This is a genomic window from Burkholderia sp. PAMC 28687 (assembly GCF_001577465.1).
In the GTDB taxonomy this organism is placed as follows: domain Bacteria; phylum Pseudomonadota; class Gammaproteobacteria; order Burkholderiales; family Burkholderiaceae; genus Caballeronia.
Map to the genome: position 1 here is coordinate 1,185,108 of NZ_CP014505.1, position 15,398 is coordinate 1,200,505.

Below are 15,398 nucleotides of genomic sequence, written 5' to 3' on the forward strand. Positions count from 1 at the left end.
GGCTGTGGTCAGCGGTTATACATCGCCCAGGACGTCATCCTGATCCACGTCGATATCCGGCTGTCCGCGCACCGTGCGGCGCTTTTGCTGTACGTGATAGGCGCTCAGGACGGCGTGGACGACCATGTCCAGCGCCGGCTTCGCAATGCCTTGCTTGTCGGTCCAGACCTTCGGCGTGAGCGCGCCGGCGAGGGAGACGCTGTCGCCGTCATCGAGCGCCTGCAGCGCTTCCTTGGCTATATCGTCGAAAGCGATCACGTTGATGAAAAGGCTCTCTCCATCGCCTGCCGTGGCACGAACGCGGCATGTGACGAAATGCGTGCCGTGCTGGCCGGTGCGCACTTGCGCAGTACCGTAGATTCGTCCGGAAACGAGACCGTCGATCATCGTATGTTCCTTCGAAATCACGGATTGTCTCACTGGGACTGCGACAGGGCGTGGTAACCGCACAAGCTTTCGATTTGCAGTGCAAGCGCGCGAACAGCTTGAGTCAAATTTAGAAGGCGAAAATCGGCGTTCCAAGGCGTTTCTCATGCTGCGACGCATAAGCGCCCGCTAATCATGCCATTCATCCTAAAAAAGCATGCGCGTGCGGTAGGTAAAGGTATAAGAACCGGACGCGACAAACACCACTAAAATCACTTATCACTTTAATAATTAAATGCTACGATTATTGAAAGAGGGCGCTCTATGACGTAATGGAGTAAAGCCACTAGACCTGAGAGTAATAAGAGAGCGCGTTGCCCTGCTTCATAGCAGGGCAACGATGCTTTACGAGTTAAATGAAAGGCCAGCTTGGCCGTTGGCTTGGTTTCAGCTGATGGTCCCATGCGCCAGCCTATGCAATCTGCTTATCGGTCATAACCCAAAGCTAAGCGCACTTACACGATAAGGGTGTTGCCAAGCTCTCCAATGCCTTTACTTCGAACAGCGCTCCCTCCTTCTGCTGTACCGTTCAGCGCGTTTGTAATGGCTGCATCACGGAAACCGTGATTGAATAGAACGTTATAACCAGGATCAGACGCCTTGCCGTTAGGTTGAATGAGCAAGCCTGTTGGCCAGGTTAGCAGATATATCAAATATGGTTGAGTGCCGAAACATAGTGACGAAAGCGGTAAAAGCCGGTTTGTCCGGGAAGCACTAAAAGAAACTACTGATCAGGCGCGATCGATATACCGTCCCGCGCCAAGCCATCCGAATAACAACGCGCAAGCAGCCGCATTTCCTCAGGCTGGTATCCCAGATAACACGTCGAACGAATTTGGAGTGCCGGGAAAACATTTGTTATTGGCGAGGCCCGCTGGAAAATGACGGCAGTGTCTTAAGTCACAGCCATCAATAACGGGAAACGGTGGGAAACTTTAGCGGCAAGCTCAATCACGTTCGAACAATGTGCGCCGACCGACCTGCAGGCGGGACGGTGTGCGCAGAACTGGCGGCGCTCGTCAGGGCTGCGACAGACCAAGTGCCACTTCCGGTCGTGAGGCAGAGGGGCGGCGCTGCTTTCCCACGCCAAGCCCCCGCACATCGGGCGAACCGCTGAAATTTTATGTCACATCCGGTCGGTAGTCGTAATTCGGGGTTACTGCGTTGAAACACTACCCGGAGATCGTTCAGCTAAGATTTCCATAACAACATTCCGTTGAGGTGGTCTTCAAATGAACAACACGTTAAAGACATCGATTCTTGCAGGCGCAGTCGCCATCGGGGCGTTGGGACTGTCTGGTGCAGCTATGGCACAGGTTCGCTTAGGTGTGAATATCGGGGTTCCCGCGCCGGTGTATGTCGCGCCGCAACCGGTTTATGCGCCGCCCCCGCCACCCGTGGTCTATGCACCGCCGCCGCCAGTTGTCTATGCGCCGCCTCCGCCGGTGTATGCGCAACCCGCGATCGTGATCGGCTGGCATGGCGACCGTTATTACGATGGCCACCGCTACTGGGCACGCGACGACTGGTACCGACATCATGGCGGCGGTCCGCGATACGGCGATCGTCGCGGGTATTGAGCGAACGTGGTCTGGTTCAAGTCCGAGGCCCCAGCAACAAGGCCATTCGGCGAAAGCCGGATGGCCTTTTATACAAGTTGCACGGCAGCGATCTTCGCCGCTGTCCGCCGTCCTCCTGTACGTAACAAAGAGTAAGCTTTCCACAGACGATATCACTCGTCACCGAACAACTTACAAAGTTGAAATACTGGATTGGTCTCGATCCGCTATATTCGCTTCCACCTGAACAATGACGGCCCGAGGCGCGCCTTTACACATGAATACGACCAGAAGCATCCGCAGTCTTGCAGGCATTGCCGGCATTTGCCTCATCACCTTGTCCGGCGCGGCCCACGCGGGCGGCGTGCACTTGGGTATCAATATCGGCATTCCTGCACCCGTCTACGTTGCGCCGCAGCCGTATTACGCGCCGCCGCCCCCGCCGGTCGTTTATCAGCCGGCGCCTGTGTACGCACCGCCCCCGGTTGTGATCGGGTGGTATGGAAACCGGTACTACGATGGACGGCGTTACTGGGCTCGCGACGACTGGTATCGGCATAATGGCGGCGGTCGGGGCTACTACGGTGGTCCGCAGCATGGCCATGGCGGCGGGGGCGGTGGAAATGGTCACGGCGGCGGTCACGGAAACGACCACCGCAGATAACCCCTCGCACGATCCACAATACAAAAGGCCGTCCCGGTAAAACGGGACGGCCTTTGCATTTGCTGTAAGACCAAGGCTTCCGATCGACGACTTACTCCGCCGCAGCCAGAGGTGTCATGCCGCCAACCACCGCGTTGAAGCCGCTGTCGACGTGAATGATCTCCGCGCTTACGCCGCCCGCAAGATCTGACAGCAGGAACGCCGCGACGTTGCCGACCTGATCGATGGTCACATTGCGCCGCAACGGCGCGTTGTTTTCGACGAATTCCAGGATCTTGCCGAAGCCCTTGATGCCGCTTGCCGCCAGCGTCTTGATCGGGCCGGCCGAGATGCCGTTCACACGCACGCCTTTCCCGCCCAGCGATTCCGCCAGATACCGCACGCTCGCTTCCAGCGATGCCTTCGCGAGACCCATGGTGTTGTAGTTCGGGATCGCACGCTCCGCGCCCAGATAGCTGAGCGTGAGCAAGGAAGCATCGGGGGAAAGCATCGACTGGGCGGCTTTTGCGAGCGCCGGGAAGCTGTACGCCGAAATATCGTGGGCGATGCGGAAGTTCTCACGCGTCATGCCATCGAGGAAATTGCCTGCAATCGCTTCGCGCGGCGCAAAGCCGATGGAATGCACGAGACCGTCGAGCGTGTCCCAGCGTCCCTTGAGCGACGTGAAAAGGGCATCGATGTCCTCGTCGCTTGCCACGTCGCAAGGAAATATGAGATCGCTGCCAAATTCCGTCGCGAACTCGGTGATGCGATCCTTGAAGCGCTCGCCCACGTACGTGAATGCGAGTTCGGCGCCTTCACGCTTGCATGCCGCCGCAATGCCATAGGCGATCGACCGGTTCGACAACAAGCCCGTCAGCAAAATCCGTTTTCCAGCGAGAAATCCCATGAATGCTCCTTAAGAAGTCAGTATTGCGCCTGCCCCGAATGATGGCGCGATTGCGGCGCGAGAAGCCTGTGCGCCTCGTTACAATGCCCGGGACAGTTGTTTTAAGTAGAATTCTCTCACACTGCCGCGGCTCGGCCGCGGGTTGAGCAGGCATTGCCGGACGATGCTTGCCGGACGTTTTCAATCATCGTTGCAATGGTACGCATAAAGGCACTCATGACGACTGGCTCCCGACGGGTCCTCGGTCCACTGTTCGCAGGTTTGGCTGTTGCCTTCGGCGCACTCGCGGTTTCCCATCCGGCATTCGCCGTGTATGCCATCGCGCAGTATGGCGAGCCGAAATACCCGGCCGGTTTCAAGCACTTCGATTACGTCGATCCTGACGCGCCGCGCGGCGGCACGCTCGTCCTTGCCAATCCGAACCGGCTGACGAGCTTCGACAAGTTCAACCCCTTCACGCTGCGCGGCAACTCGGCGCCCGGTCTCGGCTTCATGTTCGAGAGCCTGACGACGGGAAGCCTCGACGAAGTATCGACCGCCTATGGTCTTCTCGCCGATGACATCAGCGTCGCGTCCGACGGCCTCTCAGCCACGTTCCATATCAATCCGAAAGCGAGGTTTTCGAACGGCGATCCCGTCACCTCCGACGACGTCAAGTACTCGTTCGAGACGCTCAAGAGCCCGCAGGCAGCGCCACAGTATTCGGTGTACTTCGGACAGATTTCGCGGGCGGTGATTGTCGATCCGTTGACGATTCGCTTCGAGTTCAAGGAGCGCACGCGCGAGATGCCGTTCATCGCGGGCGGGATTCCGGTGTTTTCGCGCAAGTGGGGCATGAAGCCGGACGGAAGCCACGTACCGTTCGATCAACTCGCGTTTGAGAAGCCCATAGGCAGCGGACCGTATCTCATCGAGCAATATGACAACGGCCGCACGATCACTTACAAGCGCAATCCGGCGTATTGGGGCAACGCGTTGCCCGTGCGCGTCGGCACGTATAACTTCGAGCGTATCAACTACAAGCTGTATTCGGATGGCGTTGCACGGCTGGAAGCGTTCAAGGCCGGCGAATACGATGCGCTCGTGGAGTACATCGCGCGCAACTGGGTACGGCGTGACATCGGCAAACGCTTCGATAACGGCGAACTGGTCAAGCGCGAATTCCGCAATCACAACGGCACGGGCATGCAGGGGTTCTTCATCAACACCCGCCGCCCCTTGTTCAAGGACGTGCGCGTGCGGCAGGCCATCGATCTGGCCTTCGACTTCCAGTGGCTGAACCGGCAATTGTTCTTTAACCAATACACGCGCATCGACAGTTTTTTTGCCAACACGGATCTCGCGGCGACCGGCATGCCGAGCGCGGGTGAACTTGCGATCCTGTCGCCGCTGCGCGCGCAACTCGACCCGGCTGTCTTCGGCCCGATGGTGAAGCAGCCCAGCACCGATTCCCCCGGCTCCCTGCGCGCAAACCTGATCAAGGCGCGCCAGCTTCTCGCCGATGCCGGCTGGACGTATCGCGACGGCGCGTTGCGCAACGCGAAGGGCGATCCGTTCGTGTTCGAGATACTCGACGATTCGGGCGGCGGCGCATCGATGGAACCCGTCGTAGCGACGCTCCAGCGCAACTTGCAGAAGCTCGGGATCGTGGCGAACTTCCGCACGGTGGATTTCGCGTTGATCCAGAAACGGCTCGACGCGTTCGACTTCGACGTCACGAGCATCCGCATGCCCGACGTGCAGATTCCGGGCACGGAGCAGGAGACGCGGTTCGGCAGCAAATCGGCGGATCAGCAGGGTTCGGATAATTACATCGGCTTGAAGTCGCCGGCGGTCGATTCGATCGTGCATACGCTGATCGGCGCGCAGACACGCGAGCAGCTTCTCGATTCCACCCATGCGCTCGACCGTGTGCTGATGCACGGCTACTATGTGATCCCGCATTGGTACACGGCGTCGCACCGGGTCGCTTATCGAAACACGCTCGCGTATCCAGCGACCTTGCCGCTCTACTACACCGCCGAGGACTGGATCACATCCACGTGGTGGTTCAAACCCGCGCAGCCGACCGCGCAGTAAATCAAAGCATTCAACCGGAGCGCCGCTTATGTGGAGCTACATCCTCAAACGCATCTTGCTGATGATCCCGACCTTGCTCGGTGTCCTCACGCTCACGTTCGCCGTGATCCAGTTCGTACCGGGCGGACCGGTCGAGCAGGCCGTGCACGAATTGCGGCGCGGCGAGCAGGGCACGAGTTTCGGCATGCGCCAGCATACCGGCGTGGACGCGCAACAAGTCGCGCAACTCCGCGCGCTATACGGCTTCGATAAACCCCCGCTCCAACGCTACTTCCTGATGCTCGGCCGTTTCGCGCGCTTCGACCTTGGCGATAGTTATTTCCGGCATCAAAGCGTGTGGTCGCTGATCGTATCGAAACTGCCGGTGTCGATCAGCATCGGCTTGTGGACGTTTTTTATTACCTATCTGATATCGGTGCCGCTCGGCATTGCAAAGGCGGTGCGCAATGGCTCCACATTCGATGTGACCACCAGCTTGCTCGTACTGATCGGCTTCGCGATTCCGGGTTTCGTGCTCGGCGTGTTGCTGCTCGTGCTCTTCGGTGGCGGCTCGTTCTGGCAACTGTTTCCGCTGCGCAATCTCACCTCGGACAACTGGGCGACCCTTAGCCTTGGCGGGAAAATCGCGGACTACCTGTGGCATATCACGTTGCCGATCATTGCATCGGTAGTCGGCAGTTTCGCCGTGATCACCATGCTGACAAAGAATGCTTTCCTCGATGAAATCCGCAAGCAATACGTTCTGACTGCGCGGGCAAAGGGTTTGTCCGAGCGCACGGTGCTGTGGAAGCACGTCTTTCGCAACGCATTGCTGCCGTTGATCGTAGGATTTCCCGGCGCGTTCATCGGTGCGTTTTTCACGGGCAGCTTGCTGATCGAAACGCTTTTTTCACTCGATGGACTCGGCCTGCTTTCATACGAATCCGTCGTGCGGCGTGATTACCCGGTCGTGCTCGGCACGTTGTACTTGTTCACGCTGATCGGACTTGCCACCAAGCTCATCTCCGACCTCTGTTATGTGTGGGTCGACCCGCGCATTCAATTCGAACAACTGGAGCGTTGAGTTGAACCAGTCCATGCTCCGCACGCCCCGCGACAGCGACGCAAAACCATTGAGTGCGCCTGTCTCGACCACGCCCGGACGACGCGTCTGGCAGCGCTTCAAACGCAACCGGCTCGGTTACTGGAGCCTCGTGATCTTCGTGATCGCGTTTGCAATCAGCCTGGCCGGACCGTTATGGTCCAACGACAAACCCCTGGTCGTTCGCTATCAGGGGCAGCTCTATTTTCCGCTGGTGAGGACGTATTCGGAAACCACCTTCGGCGGTGACTTCCCGACACCCGCCGATTACCTCGACCCGTACATTCGCGACCGTTTCAGCGAGGGCAGCAACTTCGCCGTCTATCCGCCGAATCACTACTACTACGACACGCTGAACTACTTTTCGAAGGGCTCGAACCCGGCGCCGCCATCGCGCGAAAACTGGCTCGGCACCGATGACCGCGGCCGCGATGTATTCGCGCGGCTTCTGTACGGATTCCGCGTCTCGGTGATCTTCGCGCTGGTGCTGACCGCAATCGGCACTGTGCTCGGCATGCTGGCCGGCGCGGTACAGGGTTACTTCGGTGGACGCACCGACCTGACCGGACAGCGCCTGATCGAAATCTGGAGCGCGCTGCCCGAGCTTTATTTGCTGATCATCTTTGCGTCCATCTTCGAGCCGAGTTTGCTGCTGCTCGTCGTGCTGCTTTCGCTTTTCGGATGGATAGGCTTGTCCGATTACGTGCGCGCCGAGTTCCTGCGCAACCGCACGCAAGACTATGTTCGCGCGGCGCGGGCGATGGGGTTGTCGAATGCGCAGATCATCTGGCGGCATATCCTGCCCAACAGCCTCACACCCGTCATCACGTTCCTGCCGTTTCGCATGAGCGGCGCCATCCTCGCGCTCACGAGCCTCGACTTTCTCGGCCTCGGCGTGCCTTCGCCGACGCCGTCGCTTGGCGAACTGCTCGCGCAAGGCAAGGCGAATCTCGACGCGTGGTGGATTTCGTTATCGACTTTTGGCGTGCTGGTCGCGACCCTGTTGCTGCTCACGTTCATGGGCGACGCGCTGCGTAATGCGCTCGACACCCGCATCTCGGATGCCATCAAGGCCGGAGGCGGGAAATGAGCGCGCCGTTGCTGGACATCGCGGATTTGCGGGTGCGCTTTGGCGACACCATGGCGGTCGATGGCGTCAGCCTCAGGATCGCAGCCGGTGAGCGCGTTGCGCTGGTGGGCGAGTCGGGGTCGGGCAAAAGCGTGACGGCGTTATCGATCCTCCGTCTTTTACGCGATGCCGACCTGACCGGGTCGATCCGGTTCGACGGCCAGGAGTTGCTCTCGAAGAGCGAGCCGGAGATGCGCAAGCTGCGCGGTTCCGACATCGCGATGATCTTCCAGGAGCCAATGACGGCGCTCAACCCGCTGTACACAATCGGCGACCAGATCATCGAGACCATCGTGCTGCACGATGGTGTATCGGCACGCGATGCCCGTCGCCGCGCGATCGACCTGCTGGCGCGCACGGGCATTACCGAGCCGGAAAAACGCATCGACCGGTATGCGCATCAGCTTTCCGGCGGACAACGGCAGCGCGCGATGATCGCGATGGCGCTTGCGTGCCGCCCGCGCCTGCTTCTCGCCGACGAACCGACGACGGCGCTCGACGTCACGATCCGTGCGCAGATCGTGGAATTGCTCCTCGAACTTCAACGCGATGAAGCCGCGTCGCGCGGCATGGCCGTGTTGCTGATCACGCACGATCTCAACCTGGTGCGCAAGTTCGCGCAGCGCGTGGCTGTGATGGAGCAGGGTGTGCTGGTGGAAAGCGGCACGGTGGAATCGATTTTCGCGTCGCCGCAGCATCCGTACACGATCCGCCTGCTCCAGAGCAAACCGGAGCGGACGGTGTTGCCGGTGTTGCCGTTGTCGCCAGTTCTGCTCGACGCGAAGGATGTATCGGTGGAATTCGCCACGAAGATCGCGGGCGTGGGCGGCTGGTTCCGGCGCGGCGCGTTCAAGGCGGTCGACGGCGTTTCCGTAAGCGTGCGGCAGGGCGAGACGCTCGGCATTGTCGGCGAGTCGGGCTCAGGCAAATCCACGTTGGCCATGGCGTTGCTCGGTTTGCAGCGGACCTCGCACGGACAGGTCGAGTTCCAGGGGCGTTTGCTCGCCGATTACCGTGGCCGTGAGCAGACGGTGCTGCGATCGAACATGCAGGTCGTGTTTCAGGACCCGTACAGCTCGCTCTCGCCCCGCCAGACCATCGAGCGGATCGTGGGGGAGGGGCTGGCGCTGCATCGTCCCGGGCTCGACGCTGCCGCCCGTCACGCAAAGGTCGTGGCGGTCCTGCGGGAAGTCGGCATGGATCGGACATGCCTGAATCGTTATCCGCACGAGTTTTCCGGCGGCCAGCGTCAGAGAATCGCCATTGCCCGCGCATTGGTGCTCGAACCGCGCATCCTGATCCTCGATGAGCCCACCAGCGCACTCGATGTTTCAATTCAACATCAAGTTTTACGTCTGCTAGCCGACATACAACAGAAGTACAACCTGGGCTATGTCTTTATCAGCCATGACCTGGAGGTCATCGGCGCAATGGCACACCGGGTGGTGGTCATGCAGAACGGAACTGTCGTGGAAACCGGTGATGTGGAGAATATTTTTGCCACGCCGTCCCACGAATACACAAGAAAGTTACTGAAAGCCGCGATCGCGGCCTAATTTTCACCAATTAGGTGCGCATCTTAATTGTATTTTTCTATGCCTTTTGACATGTAAATAATATCTGGCTAGTATCGAGCAAACTTTTTCCGCATCGCCCTGATTTTTCAGACTTTTCACCCCAAACTTACCGACCGATGCAGCCATTGACCTTGACTCAGACATGCGCGCGTGCAGCAGCCAGCATGTTGATCGGCCTGATGATGACAGCAGCTAGCGGTGCGTTCGCCGACGAAGTCAACATTTCGAGCCAAAATGCCAGCAACGGCATTTTTTCGTCGCCGAAAGCAGCGAATGACATCTATCCCGTTGCAGGATCCAGCAACGTGACAAGCACCTCATCTTCTCCGGCACCCGCTTCTACAACTGGCGGTACGCGTTCTTTTCTTTCCGGCATGGCGAGCAAGGCAGGCGACGTGGTCGTCGGCGCGCTCAACATGATCGGCGTGCGTTACCGCTGGGGCGGCAACACGCCGGACTCCGGCCTGGATTGCAGCGGCTTTGTGCGCTACGTGTTTCAGGACACGCTCGGCATGACGCTGCCGCGCCGCGCGGAAGAGATGAGCCGGGTTGGTGAAAAGGTTCGCGTGAGCGAGCTGAAACCAGGCGATCTGGTGTTCTTCAACACAATGCGCCGTTCGTTCTCGCATGTCGGCATCTATATTGGCGACAACAAGTTTGTGCATTCGCCGTCCACGGGCAGCACGATCCGTGTCGACGACATGGACAACAGCTATTGGGAAAAGCGTTATACCGGCGCTCGTCGAATCGAAGCGACGTTCCCCATCGACGGCGTGGATCTGCGCCAGCGAGTTAGCGCCACGATTGGTGGCAACGGCGACAATTAAATTATTTGAAATGAGCTGATGCCGGCTGATAGGTAAATACGCGCCAGCCAGCCAGCAACGCATGCCTGCCTTTCGAAAGAAGGCGGGCTTTTGTCGTTGGTCGAAACAACTCGGGCACGCTTGCACGCTCAAGCACAAAACTTGACACCCTGATCGCTGCCTGCAGGCAACCTTGCCACGTACAATCGCCAGCTTTTCACGCTGACTGCGGCTCCCTGCCGCAGCCAATCACGTAGATGCCGTCAAAGCGTTTCGAAGTGAATAAAAGCGCATGTTGAAATTCGAAACAGGCTGCTGCAAATCCTTGCACCCTGACGAACCGAAGTGCGTTTAGGATCGGAAGCGCTTTTTAACCCCGTCATTCTTCCTTTGCAACGAATAAACGGCTGGTTCTAAAAGTTAATAGTTTCGGAATCCGAAATGAGTTCCGGAATTTGATTGAATGTGACCTAAGGGCGTTGAGTCGCTTGGGTGAGGAGAGTGATATGGGGGAACTCGACCGATCGCGTCGTGGTTTTCTTAAGGCGAGCGTCGTTGCAGGACTGACTGTCATCATCGCGCCGCTTGGCAGTCGCGCTTTCGCCGCGTTGTTTGAAGAAAAGGTGCTGACGCCGATCCAATGGGATGCGGCGACCGGCCGCGCGAAGTTTCGTATCGACGGGATTGCAAAGGTCACCGGGTCCAAGGTGTTTGCTCGTGACGTACGCGCCGCTGACATGCCGCACTGGCCGAACCAGCAGTCCCATGCGTTGATCTTGCGCACGACGCAGGCCGACCGGACCTATGAGGGCTTCGATCTCGGCCTGCTTGGCGACGAACTGAAACCCGACCGGATCGTCACGGCCGAGGATCTGGCGCGTGACGGTCTCGCGTTCCCCGCCTTCTATGGCGACGACATGCTCCTGCCTCAGGGCAAGACGCCGGCCTATCTGGGCCATGCCGTCGCGATGCTGATCTATCACGACTTCGCGAGCTTTCGCTTCGCGAAAGACGCGCTGCAGTTCCACGAAGACGTCATTCGCTACGGCGCGAAGACCGGGCCGCTCGAACGCGATCCATGGGGCACGTTTCGCTTCGTGCGCGTCGGCGGTGCGACCCCGTTCGACGAGGACACGTTCTCGAGCTTGAAAGACACCATGCTTTTCCCAAGCGCGATGCGCAAGCACGAGCCGCTGTGGGCCGCCGGCAATGCAAGCGGCAAGCTCGATCAGCAGGGCATGTTCCATGCCGGGAAGTTGCGCGATGAACTGGACCATCCGCCGGCAGACTGGCTGGTGCTGGATCGTCACTACACGACGCAATCCGTCGATACCGCCGCGCTCGAAGCCGACAACGCGAATTGCTGGTACGACGCGTCAACGCAGTCGCTGCACATGGTTGTGCCCACGCAAGGGCCGACCGAAGTCGCAGCAAGCGCCGCGGGTATGGCGGCGAAGTGCCGGTTTCCGGTGAAAAACCTCTTCGTGCACCCGGTATCGACCGTCGGTTACGGGTCGAAGGATCACTACAACGTGCCGTTCTACGGCCTTGTCGCCGCCATGTACGGCGATGGCCGGCCGGTGCGCCTTGCCTTTGACCGCTACGAGCAGTTCCAGACTTCCATCAAGCGTCATGCGTCGAAGATGCACTACCGGATCGGTGTCGATAAGAAAACCGGCATGCTGCAATCGTTCAACGCCGAGCTCGAAGTCAACGGCGGCGGGCGTTCGAATTTTTCACCATCGGTCGCGATGGTGGGCGCGTCGGCCGCGCAGTCGATCTATTACTTTCCGAAAAGCGATCTGTTGGGTGTGGCGACCGCATCGCGTGCAATCGATGCCGGTTCCGCGCGCGGTTATGGCACGCTGCAGACCATGGCTGCAACCGAGATGCTGATCGATGAAGTGGCCGGGCAGCTCGAAACGGACGCCATCGATTTGCGGTTGAAAAACGCGCTGCGTTCGGGCATGAAAAACACTCAGGGCGCGATCCCGGCGGGCGCAATTCGCGTCGACGAAGTCCTGCAGAGAGCCAAGGTTCATCCGCTCTGGACCGAACGCGCGAAGAAGAAGGCCGAGTACGAATTCGCGCATCCGGGCAACCGGTACGGCGTGGGGTTCGCCTGCGTGCAGAAAGATTTCGGCACGGGCGCGGAGGCTTCTTTTGCTAAGGTCGAGATCGCGGCCGACGGCACGATCAAGCTGCAGCACACCGCCGCTGAAATCGGCACGGGCATTTCCACGTCGCAGGCAATCGCGTGCGCGAAGTGGCTCGGCAAGCCGGCGGCGGAGGTTCGCATGGCAATTGTCGATTGGCCCGAATTGCCGATGATCACGAGCGGCGACCCGTACATGATGTCGCAAGCCGAGCAGGACAAAGTGTCGGCGAATCCGCGATGGACCCCGGAGCTGGCATCGCCTTCGAGTGCCACGAATTCGGCGTTCTATTTCACGCACAGCACGCATGAAGCAGCGCGCGTCGTCTTCACTCATGGCTTGTGGCCGGCAGCCATGTCCATCTGGGGTGGCGGTATTGGCGGCGGTCAGGCTGCGCCGCTGGTCGTCCGGCGCGAAGATGCGCGCTGGGTGGACGGCAAGCTGACCGCGGCGGGTCTCGAACCCCTGCCGCTAGAACAACTTGCGAAGAAGGCGCACGAACTCGGGCTCGTCACCGGCGCGGTCGTGCACGTGTTCAACCGGTGGCAATGGACCGAAGCCGAGTTCGACATCCGTGGCGCAACGGACCGTTTGCCAATAGACGGGTTGTCGCTGCTCTTCGGCGAAGGGGAAGCCAAAAAAGGGGAAGCCAACAAGGGCGAGGCCGCACCCGCTGCGCCCGCGTATCACGCTGTGAACCGCAAGCGCGTTTTCATCGCGCCTGTTCAGCGCAATAACGCGGCCGTGACGTATTACAGCGCGGTCGGAACGCTGGTCGAACTCTCGGTCAATGAAGCAAGCGGCCGCGTGGATGTGCTCTCGCATCACTCGATCATGGAGTGCGGCAACATGCTTTCGCCGGAACTCGTGTCAGGCCAGTTGCAGGGCGGCCTGGCGATGGGTATTGGCCACGCGCTGCACGAGTATTTGCCGCTTTACGAGGAAGGTCCCGGCAACGGCACCTGGAACTTCAACCGCTATCACCTGCCGCGCGCAAGCGATGTCGCCGTCTGGACCCAGACCGGCGAAGTGCTGCCGCCCTTGTCCGAAACCGATCCGCCGAAGGGCATTGCGGAAGTGGTGATGATTCCGGTGGTGGCAGCAATCGTCAACGGCATTGCGCACGCTATCGGGCATCGGTTCAACGACTTGCCTGTCACGCCCCAAAACATTCAGGAGGCGCTCGCATGACGGCCCCTAATCAAACCAGCATGATCCAGATGAAGCCTCTGTCGCTCACCATCAACGGGGTGGCGACCGGTCCGGTCCAGACGCCCGACGGGCTGATGATGATCGACTTCCTGCACGAATACGTCGGTCTGACGGGCTCGCGGCTCGGCTGCGGGCAGGGCGTCTGCCACGCGTGCGTGGTGATTCTCGACAAGCCCGACGGAACCAGCGAGGAAGTGCGTTCGTGTATCACGGGCGCGCATTTCTTCGATGGCAAGAAGATCCGGACCATCGAAGGTCACGGTTCGAAGAACGAGCAAGGCGAGATTATCGAACTCTCGCCGGTGCAGCAAAAATTCCTTGAGCACTTCAGTTTTCAATGCGGGTACTGCACGCCGGGATTCGTCAATGCTGCGACGGTTTTTATCGAACGTCTGAAGCGCGAGCCGATCTCGAAGGCATCGGTGGATAGCGAGATCATGAAGGCGCTCGACAACCACATCTGCCGATGCACAGGCTATGTACGCTATTACGAAGCGGTAAAGGACGTTGTGATGAACACGCCCGGGCTCGTCAAGGATTCCGCATGAGCACGACATCCTCACTTCGTCTTGGCGCCCTGGCGTTATGCATCGCGGCCCTGTCTACTTTGGCGGCGTGTAGCAAGACGCCCGACAATACGTCCGTCGATGCGCGCACGTCCACGCCCGATCAGATCGCACACGGCCGTTATCTTGCGAAGGCCGCCGATTGCGCCGCGTGCCACACGAGTCCCGGCGGCGCACCGTTTGCGGGCGGCGTGCGCCTCGGCTCGCCGTTCGGCACCTTCTATGGCACGAACATCACGCCGGACCCGGTGCATGGCATAGGCAAATGGACGGCGGCCGAGTTCTACAAGGCCCTGCACGATGGCGTGACGCCCGACGGCCAGCTCTATCCGGCGATGCCCTACACGTCGTACCGGACAATGACGCGTGCGGACAGCGACGACATTTACGCCTACTTGATGGCGCAAAAACCGGCTGCTGTGCCGAACCTCAAGCCCGACCTCAAGTTCCCGTTCAACATGCGGTTTGCCGTGATGTTCTGGAACATGCTGTTCCTGAAAGACAGCTTGCCGGATGCATCCGTTGGAACGTCGGCTGACTGGACGCGCGGGAAATATCTGGCTAACGCGCTGGGCCATTGCGCCGAATGTCACACGCCGCGTGGCGCGTTCGGGCAGATGAACGGGGCGAAGGCGCTGCACGGATCGGATCTCGGACGCGTCGTTCCACCGGATATCACACCCGCCGCGCTCGTCGCGCGCGGATGGACCGGCGCCGACCTGCAAACATTCTTCGCGACCGGGATCAGCCGTCAGGGACCCGCGTTCGGAGAGATGCATCCGGTGGTTTATCTGAGCACGCAATATCTGTCGCCGGGCGACTTGCGCGCGATGTCGGTTTATCTGCTGGGCGACGCACCGCCGCCGCCAACACCCGTACAGCCGGGATCGGCGGATGCCGCTCAGGTCGCCGCTGGCCGCAACACCTACGTCGCGGTGTGCGCGGGGTGTCACGGACTCGGCGGGGAAGGCAAGCCGCACGTGTCGGTATCGATGCAAGGCAGTTCCACGCTGCGTCAGGCCGATCCGCACAACATGCTCGTCGCGATGCTCGACGGCGTGGAAGCGTCGGCGTTCCCAGGCACGGAGAGCCTGCAGGCAATGCCGGCGTTCGCCAAGACGCTCAACGACGAAGAACTTGCGCAACTCGCGAACTATCTTCGTTCAGGCTGGGGCGGCCAACCCGGCGATGTCACCGCGGCGAAGGTCAAGGCGCTGCGAGACGCGCCGTCGCACTAAGGCCCCTGGGCGCTTC

The 15,398-nt window shown here is 59.9% G+C and carries 12 protein-coding genes; 10 read left to right on the forward strand and 2 right to left on the reverse strand.

All coding sequences use genetic code 11. From position 1 onward, the window contains the following. Positions 1 to 15 precede the first annotated feature (15 nt). Positions 16 to 387, reverse strand: a complete 372-nt coding sequence (locus tag AX768_RS05440; RefSeq protein ID WP_061999101.1) for a single-stranded DNA-binding protein — start codon at positions 385 to 387, stop codon at positions 16 to 18. 1,271 nt (positions 388 to 1,658) lie between these two features. Between AX768_RS05440 and AX768_RS05445 the strand changes: the two genes are divergently transcribed. Together AX768_RS05445 and AX768_RS05450 are read left to right on the forward strand one after the other, a co-directional pair. Next, entirely contained in the window at positions 1,659 to 2,006 is a 348-nt protein-coding gene (locus tag AX768_RS05445) for a hypothetical protein (RefSeq protein ID WP_061999102.1), read from the forward strand. A gap of 256 nt (positions 2,007 to 2,262) precedes the next feature. Further along, positions 2,263 to 2,649 (forward strand): hypothetical protein, encoded by a 387-nt coding sequence (locus AX768_RS05450; RefSeq protein WP_061999103.1) that lies wholly within the window; start codon positions 2,263 to 2,265, stop codon positions 2,647 to 2,649. A gap of 91 nt (positions 2,650 to 2,740) precedes the next feature. Here AX768_RS05450 and fabI read toward each other — a convergent pair whose 3' ends face one another. Next, the gene (gene fabI, locus AX768_RS05455) at positions 2,741 to 3,538 is read right to left on the reverse strand and encodes an enoyl-ACP reductase FabI (RefSeq protein ID WP_061999104.1); all 798 of its coding nucleotides are present in this window, start codon (positions 3,536 to 3,538) and stop codon (positions 2,741 to 2,743) included. A 216-nt stretch (positions 3,539 to 3,754) separates the two neighbouring features. Between fabI and AX768_RS05460 the strand changes: the two genes are divergently transcribed. From AX768_RS05460 to AX768_RS05495, 8 genes are all read left to right on the forward strand, one after another. Then, positions 3,755 to 5,617, forward strand: coding sequence for an extracellular solute-binding protein (locus tag AX768_RS05460; RefSeq protein WP_061999105.1), 1,863 nt, complete (start codon positions 3,755 to 3,757; stop codon positions 5,615 to 5,617). A gap of 28 nt (positions 5,618 to 5,645) precedes the next feature. Continuing rightward, a complete protein-coding gene (locus AX768_RS05465) occupies positions 5,646 to 6,680 on the forward strand; it encodes a microcin C ABC transporter permease YejB (protein ID WP_061999106.1) in 1,035 nt (344 codons plus the stop codon). A gap of 13 nt (positions 6,681 to 6,693) precedes the next feature. After that, positions 6,694 to 7,788 carry an ABC transporter permease gene (locus AX768_RS05470; RefSeq protein WP_061999107.1) on the forward strand — a complete coding sequence of 365 codons (1,095 nt, stop codon included), beginning with the start codon at positions 6,694 to 6,696 and terminating at the stop codon, positions 7,786 to 7,788. Continuing rightward, a complete protein-coding gene (locus tag AX768_RS05475; protein WP_061999108.1) occupies positions 7,785 to 9,383 on the forward strand; it encodes an ABC transporter ATP-binding protein in 1,599 nt (532 codons plus the stop codon). Before AX768_RS05470 ends, AX768_RS05475 begins: the two co-directional genes overlap by 4 nt. A 137-nt stretch (positions 9,384 to 9,520) precedes the next feature. After that, positions 9,521 to 10,231 (forward strand): C40 family peptidase, encoded by a 711-nt coding sequence (locus AX768_RS05480; protein WP_061999109.1) that lies wholly within the window; start codon positions 9,521 to 9,523, stop codon positions 10,229 to 10,231. A 485-nt stretch (positions 10,232 to 10,716) separates the two neighbouring features. Then, positions 10,717 to 13,557: a xanthine dehydrogenase family protein molybdopterin-binding subunit gene (locus AX768_RS05485; protein ID WP_061999110.1), complete on the forward strand. Its 2,841-nt coding sequence runs from the start codon at positions 10,717 to 10,719 to the stop codon at positions 13,555 to 13,557. Then, a complete protein-coding gene (locus AX768_RS05490; protein ID WP_082778754.1) occupies positions 13,554 to 14,126 on the forward strand; it encodes a (2Fe-2S)-binding protein in 573 nt (190 codons plus the stop codon). The genes AX768_RS05485 and AX768_RS05490 overlap by 4 nt, the downstream gene beginning before the upstream one ends. After that, complete coding sequence (locus AX768_RS05495) at positions 14,123 to 15,382, forward strand: c-type cytochrome (protein WP_061999112.1); 1,260 nt, start codon at positions 14,123 to 14,125, stop codon at positions 15,380 to 15,382. Before AX768_RS05490 ends, AX768_RS05495 begins: the two co-directional genes overlap by 4 nt. Positions 15,383 to 15,398: the final 16 nt, after the last annotated feature.

Excerpts from the sequence above, each read along its gene's own strand:
- AX768_RS05440 (WP_061999101.1), bottom strand. The coding sequence starts at position 387 with ATGATCGACGGTCTCGTTTCCGGACGAATCTACGGTACTGCGCAAGTG.
- AX768_RS05445 (WP_061999102.1), top strand. The coding sequence starts at position 1,659 with ATGAACAACACGTTAAAGACATCGATTCTTGCAGGCGCAGTCGCCATC.
- AX768_RS05450 (WP_061999103.1), top strand. The coding sequence starts at position 2,263 with ATGAATACGACCAGAAGCATCCGCAGTCTTGCAGGCATTGCCGGCATT.
- fabI (WP_061999104.1), bottom strand. The coding sequence starts at position 3,538 with ATGGGATTTCTCGCTGGAAAACGGATTTTGCTGACGGGCTTGTTGTCG.
- AX768_RS05460 (WP_061999105.1), top strand. The coding sequence starts at position 3,755 with ATGACGACTGGCTCCCGACGGGTCCTCGGTCCACTGTTCGCAGGTTTG.
- AX768_RS05465 (WP_061999106.1), top strand. The coding sequence starts at position 5,646 with ATGTGGAGCTACATCCTCAAACGCATCTTGCTGATGATCCCGACCTTG.
- AX768_RS05470 (WP_061999107.1), top strand. The coding sequence starts at position 6,694 with ATGCTCCGCACGCCCCGCGACAGCGACGCAAAACCATTGAGTGCGCCT.
- AX768_RS05475 (WP_061999108.1), top strand. The coding sequence starts at position 7,785 with ATGAGCGCGCCGTTGCTGGACATCGCGGATTTGCGGGTGCGCTTTGGC.
- AX768_RS05480 (WP_061999109.1), top strand. The coding sequence starts at position 9,521 with ATGCAGCCATTGACCTTGACTCAGACATGCGCGCGTGCAGCAGCCAGC.
- AX768_RS05485 (WP_061999110.1), top strand. The coding sequence starts at position 10,717 with ATGGGGGAACTCGACCGATCGCGTCGTGGTTTTCTTAAGGCGAGCGTC.
- AX768_RS05490 (WP_082778754.1), top strand. The coding sequence starts at position 13,554 with ATGACGGCCCCTAATCAAACCAGCATGATCCAGATGAAGCCTCTGTCG.
- AX768_RS05495 (WP_061999112.1), top strand. The coding sequence starts at position 14,123 with ATGAGCACGACATCCTCACTTCGTCTTGGCGCCCTGGCGTTATGCATC.